Source organism: Neotabrizicola paludis (genome assembly GCF_044142105.1).
GTDB lineage: Bacteria > Pseudomonadota > Alphaproteobacteria > Rhodobacterales > Rhodobacteraceae > Pseudogemmobacter.
This window is the reverse complement of the sequence record NZ_JBGTYM010000017.1, coordinates 21,585-32,108: the sequence shown is the minus strand read 5'-3', so window position 1 is coordinate 32,108 and position 10,524 is coordinate 21,585. Positions and strand designations below refer to the sequence as shown.

The following is a 10,524-nucleotide window of genomic DNA, read 5'->3' as shown; positions in this document are numbered from 1 at the left end:
GTCGAGGCCAAGGTGAAGGCCGAAGTCAAAGCCCTCTGCGCAAAATTCCCGCTCTACCCCACGCTGTAAGCGCAAAGCACAAGACCGAGGCGCGGCGGAACGGCATCTGCAAGGGGCGCGGAGGACAGATCCTTCGCGCCCTTTCCTTACCTATGCTCCGTCGCGCCCCGCCTTTCGGCAATTCTCGCCGATCCTTCGAATTTCCTGTCCGCTCCGCGCCGCGCTGTTCGGCGGCCTGGGGCTGGCAGCGATCATGGCCAGCACGGCGCAGGGGCGGGAGGACGGGCCCTTGCCCGCTGTGACGCCGGGTTCCTTTTTAAGCTGGCGGTGCAGGCCATGTTTCCGCATTTGCGGCTGGAACCTCCGGCGAAGCCGTCGAAAATCCGGCTGTCTGAGATGCGTTTCGCCCCCGACCCGCCATTTGGCCCGACCGTCCTATCGGCCACCCGGAACGCTTGCCCAGATCGCCAAGTTCGACCCCTGGCATCTTCTGCCCCATGCGGCCTTCGCCACCGCGACGCTGATCTGCCACGCGCTGTTGCGGCCCCCCCTTGCGCCCGCCGCACCGCCACAGCAGGATCGCCGCGCAATTCCGCTGTGAAGGGGAAGTCGTGAGAGTGACGCCGTGAAAGTGACCGGTCCCCTGGCGCGGTTCATTGCCGCAAGCGGATTGACCAATCTGGGCGATGGCATCGCCACGCTCGCCTGGGCCTGGGTCGCCTCGCTGCTGACCCGGGATCCGTTGCTCGTCGCCTCTGTCGCCGTGGCCCTGCGCCTGCCCTGGGCGATTTTCGCCATCCCGGCGGGGATCGTCGCCGACCGCATCGACCGCCGCCGCCTGATCCTGGCGATGGACCTGGTCCGCGCCGCCGCCTTTGCCGGGGCGTCGCTGGCGCTGATGGCCAGCCTGCCCCTGCCTGACGCGCCCGCCTCCGGAGTCTCGTCCCCGCTCGCCTTCTCAGCCCTGCTGCTGGCCGCCCTTGCGGTCGGCGTGGCCGAGGTCTTCCGCGACAATGCCGCCCAGACCATGCTGCCCGCCCTGGTGCCGCATGACCGGCTGGAAGAGGCCAATGGCCGGCTGTGGAGCGTCGAGCTTGTGGGCAACACGCTGATCGGCCCGGCCCTGGGCGCGGCGCTGCTGGGCCTTTCGGTCGTTCTACCCTTCGGCACCAATGCGCTGGCCTATGCCTTGGCCGCCTTGCTGGTCGCCTCGGTCGCGGGGGGCTTTCGCCCGGCCCGCAGCGCGGTTGCCCAGGGCTGGAAGCACGAATTGGCCGAAGGTTGGCATTTCCTGCGCGACGCACCGCTGTTGCGACTTCTGGCCTGGATCACCGGCTTCTGGAACCTTTTCCACCAGATGATGATCGTCGCGCTGATCCTGCATGTACAGGAAAACCTTGGCCTTTCCGCGCAGCTTTATGGCCTCATCCTGGCCTTCGGCGCGGTGGGCGGCATCCTGGGCGGGCTGATGGGCGGACGCATCGTGCGCGCCCTTGGCCCGGGCCGCACCGCGCAGGTGATGATGCTCACATCCGCGCTGGCCTTTCTTGGCGTCGGCCTGGCGCCAAATGGCTGGGTGCTCGCCGCGATGTTCTTCATTTTCGAGGCTACCGGCTATGCCTGGAACACCGTCTCCGTCGCCACCCGCCAGCGCGCCATTCCCGACCGGCTGCTGGGCCGCGTCAACAGCCTCTACCGCCTGCTGGCCTGGGGGATGATGCCGCTCGGTCTTGGCCTGTCCGGCCTGATCATGCGCTTCGCCGAAGGCCCGCTGTCGCGCGCGCTGGCCCTGCAAATGCCATTCTGGGTCGCGGGCTGCGGTTTCCTTCTGGTCGCGGCGCTCAGCTGGCACGCGCTGGCCCGCCGCTTTGCCGAAGGCATCGCCCCGCCGCGCACCTAGACGTAGCCGCGCCAGATCAGAAAGGCCAGCAGGCCCAGCCCCACGATCAGGATCGAGAAGGCGACCGAGGCAAGGAAATTCATCACCGCCCCGCGCCGCAACGCGCCACGGTCTATGCCGCCCAGATGCCGGACCACGATGTCGTAATTCTGCGCCACCTGCGCCTCGTCCACCCGCACCAGAAGCTTGGGGTTCTGCGCCATCTCTGCCGCTTCGGCCAAGGCCGCCGCCGCCACCCGCACCCGGCGTGGCAGCCGCCGCCCGGCCTTGCGCACCTTGTCGCCCAAGGTCTTGCCGCGCGCGCCCAGACGCCCCTCGAGAAGCGAGGACACCCGGTCCGCCATCTGGGTGATCGTCACCGCACTCATCGCCGCGTCCCTCAGCCTTGTTCCGCCGCCCTTATCCCACAGCCCGGCGCAGGGCTTCAACGTCTCTGGCCCCCGACACAGCGTTTCGCTAAGGGAAAGGGCATGCTTGCCACGATCCGTCACCCCGCCGCCACCGCGACCGAAGCGCCGACGCTTGTGATCGCCCATGGGCTTTACGGCTCGGGCCGCAACTGGGGTGTGATTGCGCGCAGGCTGGCCGATATCCGCGACGTGATCACCGTCGACATGCGCAACCATGGCGAAAGCCCGCGCTTCCCGACGCAGAGCTACCCCGACATGGCCGCCGATCTGGCCGAAGTGATCGAAAGCCTAGGCGCGCCGGTCGATCTTCTGGGGCATTCCATGGGCGGCAAGGCCGCCATGCAGCTTGCGCTGACGCAAGGGGCTCTGATCCGCCGCCTGGTCGTGGCCGATATCGCCCCTGTCGCCTATGGCCATGACCAAAGCCATCATGCCCGCGCCATGCGCGCGCTGGACCTCTCGGGCGTCACGTCCCGCGGCGAGGCGGACCGGCGGCTCGCGGCCACGGTCGAGGATACCGGCCTGCGCGCCTTCTTCCTGCAATCGCTGGACCTGAAGGCCGAGGGCGGGCCGCGCTGGCGGCTCAATCTCGATGTGCTCGAGGCCGAGATGAAGCGCATCGTCGGCTGGCCGGGGACGCAGGGGCGTTTTGACGGCCCGACCCTGTTCCTGACGGGGGCGGAAAGCCATTACGTTCTGCCGGAGTACCGCGACACGATCCGGACCCTGTTCCCCAAGGCCCGTTTCGCGAAACTGCCCGGCGCGGGCCATTGGCTTCACGCCGACAAGCCGCGTGAATTCGAGGAAACCGTCAGGGTGTTCCTGACCGCCTGACGCCGCCCTTCACGGAACAGCCGCCGCTCCGCCCTACCCGGCCAGCCGCCGTGCGACCAGCCAGGCCACGGGCAGGGCGACCAGCGCGCCCAGAGCGGCGGCCAGCACGATCGGACGCAGCGTGTCCATCCCCGACACCAGCGCCGCCACCATGAAGGACCCCGCCAGCGTCGTGCCGATCATTGAATAGAGAACCATGAAAAGCCGGGCCATCCTTGCCTCCTTGCAGCAGTGCCTTGGCCGCTGCCATCGCATGGGCTGACGCACCGCGCCCTGATCCATGTCAAATCAAATTCAACATCAGGAATATCACTTCACCGCGCGCCAGAACGGCCCGGCCGCTTGCAGCCGCCGCCACAACGTGCAGGCGTCTTCCAGCGCCAGCGCCTCTTCCTTGCTCAACTCTGCCTTTGTGCGCTTGGTCTTTCCACCCTTGCCCCGGATGCCGCTTTTTTGGCGCGCCACGGCAAGGTCGTTCAGAAGGCCAAGCGAATCCTGCAACTCCTGCAAGGCGGCGTGAAAACCGCCCCAGACTTCTTCCGGCCAGAAGGGTTCGAAGAATTCCGCCGTATAGCGCAGCGTCTTCATATCCTTGCGGAACTCGTGCCGCGCCTCTTCGTCCAGCTTCGCGAGGTTTGGCCCATGTGCAAGGCCCGCCTCCCAGGCCGCGTCCAGCGCCTTGCCGGCCAAGGCCGCCACCGGCCGTGCCCGGGCGGCAAGGCCCGGCTTGCCGGTCTTCAGGATCAGCCCCTCGGCCAGATCGCGCAAAAGCGCCGGGGCGAAGGCCACCGCCTTGTCCATCCGCAGCCGCTCGCGCACGCGCAGGCGCAGCTCGGCCGTCTCGCGCGCCAGATCGCTGTCGGGTCCGGCGCCATCGCCGCTGCCCCGCCGCCCGGCCAGGTAGACATCGGCATCGCGCACTTCGCCCAGGCTGCGGAAGATGCGCTTGGCCTCGGCCCTTGCCTTTGCCGCTGCCTGCCGCTTGAGGATCGGGGCAAAGGCCTGCAAGGCCGTGGTCAGGCGCCGCAGCGCGACCCTTGTCTTATGCGGCCCGCTTTCCGCCTCGCTGCCCAGAAAGACCGCAAGCTGGCGATCGATCTCGCCCGCCGTCTCATGCAGAAGCGCGGTGAAAGCGTGGTCGCTCCGCTGGTCCGGGCCGGGCCCAGCCTCGGCAACGGCGTCATCGGTTTCCGTCTTCGTCTCGTCGCCCCACACCGTCGCCCCCTGCCCGCTGCCTGCGCGGGTGATGACGCGGGTTGATGACAGTATCACGACACTCCTCCGAAGCGCGGCGTTGCAAAACTTTCACGACCCTGAAGCACGCCTGTCACGCCCCAGCCTTAGCCGGTCGCCCAAGCGAAACGGCGCAAGCCAGGGGGACCGATGCTGCTCGAGGTCAAGAATGTCACGCGCCTTTTCGGCCCGAAAGCCGCCGTCGATCATATCAGCTTTTCGGTCGAGACAGCGGGCTTTGTCGGCATCATCGGCCGGTCCGGGGCGGGCAAATCCACCTTCCTGCGCATGATGAACCGGCTGACCGAGGCCTCCTCGGGCGAGATCCTGTTCGGCGGCCGCGATGTGCTGGCGCTGAAAGGCGCCCAGGCCCGCGCCTGGCAATCCGACTGCGCGATGATCTTTCAGCAGTTCAACCTTGTGCCGCGCATGGATGTCGCCTCGAACGTGCTGCACGGCATCCTGAACCGCCGCTCCACGTTGACAACGATGTTCAATCTCTGGCCCCGGGCCGACATCCTGAAGGCGCTGGAGATCCTCGACCGGCTCGGCATCGCCGAACAGGCGCCCAAACGCGCCGAAGCCCTGTCGGGCGGCCAGCAGCAGCGCGTCGCCATCGCGCGCGCCCTGATGCAGGACCCCAGGGTCATCCTTGCAGACGAACCCATCGCCTCGCTTGATCCGATGAACGCCCAGGTCGTGATGGACACGCTCAAGCGCATCAATGTCGAGGATGGCCGCATGGTCATCGCCAACCTGCACACGCTCGACACCGCGCGGCGCTATTGCGACCGGGTGATCGGCATGCGCGATGGCCGCATCGTCTTTGACGGCACGCCCGAGCAGCTTTCGACCCAGGTCGCCCGCGACATCTATGGCGCCGATGCCAGCTTCAACGAAGCCGCCACCTCGACCGCGATACCGACCGACCGTCGTGCCGATGACGCCTATGCCGAAAGCCTGATGGCCTGACTTTTCCTGGCCCCGGACGGTCCGGGGCTTCACCCTGCATGGAGCATCCCATGAAACACCTCGTCCTGGCGCTTGCCGCCACCACTGCGCTGACCGGCGCGGCAACCGCCCAAGAGATCAAGCAATTCAACATCGGCATCCTTGGCGGCGAAAACGCCCAGGACCGCATGACCTCGAACGAATGCTACCGCAAGGCGATCGAAGACACCCTTGGCGTTCCGGTCAAGATCTTCACCCCGGCCGATTATGACGGCGTGATCCAGGGCCTTCTGGGCGGCTCGCTCGACATGGCCTGGCTGGGCGCAAGCGGCTATGCCAAGATCTATCTGACCGACCCGGAAGCGGTCGAGGTCAAGCTGACCAAGCAGAATGTCGACGGCTCGACCGGCTATTACTCGATCGGTTTCGCCCGCAAGGATTCCGGCATCACGTCGATGGACGACGCCAAGGGCAAGTCCTTCGCCTTCGCCGACCCGAACTCGACCTCGGGCTATCTGGTCCCCGGCGCCGAGCTGGCCGAGAAATACGGCAAGCTCGACGATTACTTCTCGGAGGTGAAGATGTCGGGCGGCCATGAGCAGACCATCGTCGGCGTCGCCAACGGCGATTTCGACGCCGGCGTCAGCTGGGCCGACGGCCTGGGCAACTGGGAAGACGGCTACAATTCCGGCGCCTTCCGCAAGGCCGCCGATGCCGGCCTCGTCGACATGAACGACCTGGTCGAGATCTGGAAGTCCAAGCTGATCCCGGAAGGCCCGATGGTCGTCCGCAAGGCCCTTCCGGCCGATGTGAAGGACAAGGTCACCACCCTGACCGCCGATCTGTGGGAAACCGCGCCCGACTGCGCCTATGCCGTCGCCGCGGGCGAGGCCAAGGATTTCGTCCCGGTCACCCATGACGACTATCTGGGCATCATCGCCGCCCGCAAGATGCAGGAAAGCCAGTAAGCCGCAGGCTTGACGCAGCCGGGTCCCCCAGGGGGCCCGGCTTTTTCACACCCGCCAGAGCCGCAAGGGGCAGCCATGGTCGACATCGCCTTCGGACCCGAACCCGGCCCCCGCCCGGACCGGTCCACCCTCCAGGGCGACTATCTGGAGATGGTCCGCCGCAAGCGCATGTATGGCGGCATCCTTCTCGTGATCTTCGTCGCCCTGATGGCCTCGGGCTTCGGCCTGGCCGAATACCGCAATGCCGGCGGCTTCCTCGATGGCCTGCCCCTGCTCGGCGCCTTTCCCGCCGAGGTGATCTCCGAGGCCTGGGCCAATCGCGCCAACCTGCCCGACCTGTTCGTGGAATTCCTGCCCTCGCTGATCGAGACGCTGAACATCGCCGCCGTCGCCACCATCCTCGGCGGCCTCGGCGCGGTGGGTCTGGCGCTTCTGTCCACCCGCGGCCTCGCGCGCTGGCCCCGGCTGATCCCCCTCTTCCGCCGCATGATGGATGCCGCCCGCGCCGTGCCCGAAGTCGTCATCGCGCTGGTGCTGATCTACATTCTGGGCGGCGGGCCGGTGCCCGCCGTTCTGGCCATCGCGCTGCACACCGCCGGCGCCCTGGGCAAGCTGTTCTCCGAAGTCGCCGAGAATGCCGATCTCAAGCCGGTCGAGGGGCTGACCTCGGTCGGCGCAAGCTGGGCGCAGAAGATGGCGCTCGGCGTGTTGCCGCAGGTCGCGCCGAACTGGACCAGCTATGCCCTGCTGCGCTTTGAAATCAACGTCCGCGCCAGCGCCATCCTGGGCTTCGTCGGCTCGGGCGGCATCGGCCATGACCTGAAACTGGCGATGCAATGGGGCCAGGGCCGCTACGACAAGGTCGTGGCGATCTTCCTTCTGCTGTTCCTCACCATCGTCCTCATCGACCGGTTCTCGGACCGCGCGCGCGAGCGCCTGGTGAAAGGCGCCCGCGCATGACCGCCACCCTGTCCCCCCCGCCACCCGCACTGACCGAAACCGTCACCCGCGCCTTCGCGCGCCGGCGGTTGATCTCCTTCGCGCTGCCCGGCGCGGTGCTGGCCTATCTGGTCTATGCCGCCGTCGCCTTCGACGTGGCGGGGCTGGCCAGCCGCGCCCGCTGGGACAATGCCGCCATCCTGCTGTCCGACTTCTGGTCACACAAGATCCACGTCACCCGCGACAACCGCAGCGACAAGGTGTCCGTTTCGGTCGAGGGCGAGGCCAAACATGTCTTCCCGCCCGAGAAGACGCCCGACTGGGTCCGGATCCAGGGCGATGTCACCACGATCGATCTGGGCGCGGGCAATATCGTCACCTATGACAAGGCGGGCGCGCGCTATATGATCCCCGGCTACGGCACGGTGGATATCCACCCCCAGGGCGGCAGGCTGGTGCTGACCGCTCCGCAGCCCTTGCCCGACTGGATCAACGCCGCCGACAACAAGGTCACGGTCACCACCCCCGCGGGACGCTTCACCTATTCGCGCTCGAAGGTCGAAACCTTCAAGTATCAGCCGGGGTGGGAGCTGTTCTTCTTCACTCTCGACAGCCCGTTCTGGGGCAAGGGCCCGCTGGAGCTTTTGCGCCTCGCCACCACGGGCGACCGCATCGACCCCGACCGCAGCAACCTCGCCCACTTGCTTTCGGATTTCTGGACCAACAAGATGTGGCACCATCGCGATGTCGCCTGGGCCCTGTTCGAAACCCTGCTGATGGCCTTCCTGGGCACGATGGCGGCCGCCCTCCTGGCCCTGCCGCTGGGCTTCCTGGCCGCCTCGAACTTCATGCCGCTGCGGGCGGTGCGCTTCGCCTTCCGCCGCGTCTTCGATTTCATCCGCGGGGTCGACGGGCTGATCTGGACCATCATCCTGTCGCGCGCCTTCGGCCCCGGCCCGATGACCGGCGCGCTGGCGATCTTCCTCACCGACACCGGCTCCTTCGGCAAGATGTTCTCGGAGGCGCTCGAGAACATCGACGAGAAGCAGGTCGAGGGCATCCGCTCGACCGGCGCCAACAGCCTGCAGCGCGCCCGCTTCGGGGTGATCCCGCAGGTCATGCCGGTGATCCTGTCGCAGGTGCTGTATTTTCTGGAATCCAACACCCGCTCGGCCACGGTGATCGGCGCCATCGTCGGCGGCGGCATCGGCCTTTTGCTGACCCAGGCGATCGTCACCCAGAAGGATTGGGAGGACGTGGCCTATTACATGGTGCTGATCGTGCTGCTGGTCATGCTGATGGACACGCTCTCGGGCTGGCTGCGCCGCCGGCTGATCCGCGGCTCCGCGGCCGGAAAGTCTTAACAAACCGTAAATCTCGCCCCGTCAAGTCATTGATTTTCCTGAAACCCCTCATCTGTCCCACCGTGGGACACCGCCAGGACCATGCCCCGCCTTTCACCCGACACCCCCCTGATCCATGATGGCGCCCGCGTCGCCAATTCCACCTTCGGCCCCTGGTGCGAGGTGGGACCGGGCAGCCTCGTCCTCAACTCCGATTTCGGCGCCTATGCCTATTGCGACCGGCTGGCCGATATCGCCAATACCTCGGTCGGCGCCTTTTCCAACATCGCCGCCATGACGCGGATCGGCCCGACCGACCACCCATACCGCAATGCCGCGCAGCACCATTTCCTCTACCGCTCGTCCTTTTACTGGGACGACGCGCCCGATGACGCCGCCTTCTTCGCCGCCCGCGCCGCCCGCCGCACCACGCTGGGCGCCGATTGCTGGATCGGCCACGGCGCCATCGTCAAGCCCGAGGTCAGCATCGGCATCGGCGCCATCGTCGCCTCCGGCGCGGTGGTCACCCGCGATGTCGGCCCGTTCCAGATCGTCGCCGGCTGCCCCGCCACGCCGCTGCGCGCCCGCTTTCCGCAAGCCGTGATCGACCGCCTGCTGGCGCTGGCCTGGTGGGAGTGGGACCATGCCCGCCTGCGCGCCGCGCTGCAGGATTTCCGCGCCCTGCCCGCCGAGGACTTCCTCGACCGCTACGAGGGTTGACTATTCGGCCGCCAGCCGCAGCGCACCCTGCGGCAGCCGCAGGAAGCGCAGCGCCGCGCCGTCCGACAGATGCGCCAGCCGCCCGCCCGCGATCACCGCCTCGATGGCGCGCGTCTCGGGGTTCATCACCACCAGATCGGCGCGGCGGCCGACTTCGAGCTTGCCGCGATCCGACAGGCCCAGAATCCGCGCCGGAGTGCAGGAGACCATCGCCCAGGCCTTCTCGAAAGGCATCACGCCGCGATCGACCAGCGCCCAGACTGCCAGCGCCAGCGTGGGCAGGTGATAATCCGACACCAGCGCATCGCACAGCCCTTCGCGGATCAAAGCCTCGGCCGCGATATTCCCGGCCTGGCTGCCGCCCCGCACCACATTCGGCGCGCCCAGAAGCACCGGGTCGCCTGCGGCCCGCGCCGCCGCCGCGGCCCGGCGCGAGACCGGAAACTCGGCAATCCGCGCCCCGAGCACCCGGTAGAATTCCCGCGTCTCGGCATCGGCGTCGTCATGGCTGCCATAGCGCACGCCCAGCCGGTCGAAGGCTTCCGCCAGATCAAACAGCGCCCGCGGCACCTCGCGCGCCCGGGCCAAAGCCGCATCCAGCCGCGCCGACATCTCGGCGCCAGACATACCCGCCTTGCGCGCCCAGAGGGCGAAGCCGTCGCGGTCGCGCCGCCGCATCTGGACGCCCTCGTCCAGATGGTCGTTGAAGACCACGAAGTCGATGCCGAAACGCTCCACCGCCGCGATCAGCTTCGGCACCTCGGCCACAAGATGGGTCTCGGCCCGGATCTGCACCCGCAGATCCACCGCCGTCACGCCGCGCAGCGCCTTTGTGCCCTCCATCAGCCGCGTGGCGGCCTCGGGCGTGCGGATCCCGCCTTCCCAGCTCCAGCCCTGCGCCAGATAGGCCGTCGTCACCCCATGCGCCGCCGCCTCGCGCGCCGTCGCCTCGAGTGCCTCTTTCAGCGGGAAATCGGCGCGCGGGCGCGGGAAAAGCTGCCGCTCGAACCCGTCGCCATGCAGGTCGACGATCCCCGGCAAAAGCCAGTAGCCCGACAGGTCGACTTCGGGCTGGCCACAGGCTTCGGTGATCCGACCTTCGGCAAGGCCAAGCGCTTCGGGGCGCAAGGCGCCGTCAATCATCGTGGCCGCGCCGGTCAGGCGCAGCGGAGGCAGGATATCGGGCATTCATCTGCTCGCGCGATACGGGTGTTGGCTGTGGATAA

The 10,524-nt window shown here is 67.6% G+C and carries 12 protein-coding genes; 8 read left to right on the top strand and 4 right to left on the bottom strand.

Annotation, left to right across the window (positions count from 1 at the left end):
* Window positions 1-421: 421 nt before the first annotated feature.
* Together ACED67_RS21420 and ACED67_RS21415 are read left to right on the top strand one after the other, a co-directional pair.
* The gene (locus ACED67_RS21420) at window positions 422-601 is read left to right on the top strand and encodes a hypothetical protein (protein ID WP_395543771.1); all 180 of its coding nucleotides are present in this window, start codon (window positions 422-424) and stop codon (window positions 599-601) included.
* Window positions 602-625: 24 nt separating this feature from the next.
* The gene (locus ACED67_RS21415) at window positions 626-1,900 is read left to right on the top strand and encodes an MFS transporter (protein ID WP_395543770.1); all 1,275 of its coding nucleotides are present in this window, start codon (window positions 626-628) and stop codon (window positions 1,898-1,900) included.
* Here ACED67_RS21415 and ACED67_RS21410 read toward each other — a convergent pair.
* Window positions 1,897-2,268, bottom strand: coding sequence for a hypothetical protein (locus ACED67_RS21410; protein ID WP_395543769.1), 372 nt, complete (start codon window positions 2,266-2,268; stop codon window positions 1,897-1,899). The two genes, ACED67_RS21415 and ACED67_RS21410, sit on opposite strands and share 4 nt — an antisense overlap.
* A gap of 102 nt (window positions 2,269-2,370) precedes the next feature.
* On the opposite strand from ACED67_RS21410, the gene ACED67_RS21405 reads away from it, so the two are divergent.
* The gene (locus tag ACED67_RS21405) at window positions 2,371-3,144 is read left to right on the top strand and encodes an alpha/beta fold hydrolase (RefSeq protein ID WP_395543768.1); all 774 of its coding nucleotides are present in this window, start codon (window positions 2,371-2,373) and stop codon (window positions 3,142-3,144) included.
* Window positions 3,145-3,177: 33 nt separating this feature from the next.
* On the opposite strand, the gene ACED67_RS21400 is transcribed toward ACED67_RS21405, so the two are convergent.
* Both ACED67_RS21400 and ACED67_RS21395 read right to left on the bottom strand, forming a co-directional pair.
* Window positions 3,178-3,357 carry a CTP synthetase gene (locus ACED67_RS21400; RefSeq protein WP_395543767.1) on the bottom strand — a complete coding sequence of 60 codons (180 nt, stop codon included), beginning with the start codon at window positions 3,355-3,357 and terminating at the stop codon, window positions 3,178-3,180.
* A 96-nt stretch (window positions 3,358-3,453) separates the two neighbouring features.
* Window positions 3,454-4,416 carry a CHAD domain-containing protein gene (locus ACED67_RS21395; protein ID WP_395543766.1) on the bottom strand — a complete coding sequence of 321 codons (963 nt, stop codon included), beginning with the start codon at window positions 4,414-4,416 and terminating at the stop codon, window positions 3,454-3,456.
* 114 nt (window positions 4,417-4,530) lie between these two features.
* Here ACED67_RS21395 and phnC point away from each other — a divergent pair, with 114 nt between their 5' ends.
* From phnC to ACED67_RS21370, 5 genes are all read left to right on the top strand, one after another.
* Window positions 4,531-5,349 carry a phosphonate ABC transporter ATP-binding protein gene (gene phnC / locus ACED67_RS21390; protein WP_395543776.1) on the top strand — a complete coding sequence of 273 codons (819 nt, stop codon included), beginning with the start codon at window positions 4,531-4,533 and terminating at the stop codon, window positions 5,347-5,349.
* 50 nt (window positions 5,350-5,399) lie between these two features.
* Window positions 5,400-6,296, top strand: a complete 897-nt coding sequence (gene phnD / locus ACED67_RS21385) for a phosphonate ABC transporter substrate-binding protein (protein WP_395543765.1) — start codon at window positions 5,400-5,402, stop codon at window positions 6,294-6,296.
* Between the two features lie 150 nt (window positions 6,297-6,446).
* A complete protein-coding gene (phnE, locus tag ACED67_RS21380; RefSeq protein WP_395543775.1) occupies window positions 6,447-7,256 on the top strand; it encodes a phosphonate ABC transporter, permease protein PhnE in 810 nt (269 codons plus the stop codon).
* Window positions 7,253-8,599 (top strand): phosphonate ABC transporter, permease protein PhnE, encoded by a 1,347-nt coding sequence (gene phnE / locus ACED67_RS21375; protein WP_395543764.1) that lies wholly within the window; start codon window positions 7,253-7,255, stop codon window positions 8,597-8,599. Before phnE (ACED67_RS21380) ends, phnE (ACED67_RS21375) begins: the two co-directional genes overlap by 4 nt.
* Before the next feature lie 81 nt (window positions 8,600-8,680).
* Window positions 8,681-9,298: an LbetaH domain-containing protein gene (locus ACED67_RS21370; RefSeq protein WP_395543763.1), complete on the top strand. Its 618-nt coding sequence runs from the start codon at window positions 8,681-8,683 to the stop codon at window positions 9,296-9,298.
* Here ACED67_RS21370 and ACED67_RS21365 read toward each other — a convergent pair whose 3' ends face one another.
* Window positions 9,299-10,486: an alpha-D-ribose 1-methylphosphonate 5-triphosphate diphosphatase gene (locus ACED67_RS21365; protein ID WP_395543762.1), complete on the bottom strand. Its 1,188-nt coding sequence runs from the start codon at window positions 10,484-10,486 to the stop codon at window positions 9,299-9,301.
* Between the last annotated feature and the right edge of the window lie 38 nt (window positions 10,487-10,524).

Coding starts and splice junctions, on each gene's coding strand:
- ACED67_RS21365 (WP_395543762.1), bottom strand. CDS start 10,486: ATGCCCGATATCCTGCCTCCGCTGCGCCTGACCGGCGCGGCCACGATG.
- ACED67_RS21370 (WP_395543763.1), top strand. CDS start 8,681: ATGCCCCGCCTTTCACCCGACACCCCCCTGATCCATGATGGCGCCCGC.
- ACED67_RS21400 (WP_395543767.1), bottom strand. CDS start 3,357: ATGGCCCGGCTTTTCATGGTTCTCTATTCAATGATCGGCACGACGCTG.
- phnD (WP_395543765.1), top strand. CDS start 5,400: ATGAAACACCTCGTCCTGGCGCTTGCCGCCACCACTGCGCTGACCGGC.
- phnE (WP_395543764.1), top strand. CDS start 7,253: ATGACCGCCACCCTGTCCCCCCCGCCACCCGCACTGACCGAAACCGTC.
- phnE (WP_395543775.1), top strand. CDS start 6,447: ATGGTCCGCCGCAAGCGCATGTATGGCGGCATCCTTCTCGTGATCTTC.
- ACED67_RS21410 (WP_395543769.1), bottom strand. CDS start 2,268: ATGAGTGCGGTGACGATCACCCAGATGGCGGACCGGGTGTCCTCGCTT.
- ACED67_RS21405 (WP_395543768.1), top strand. CDS start 2,371: ATGCTTGCCACGATCCGTCACCCCGCCGCCACCGCGACCGAAGCGCCG.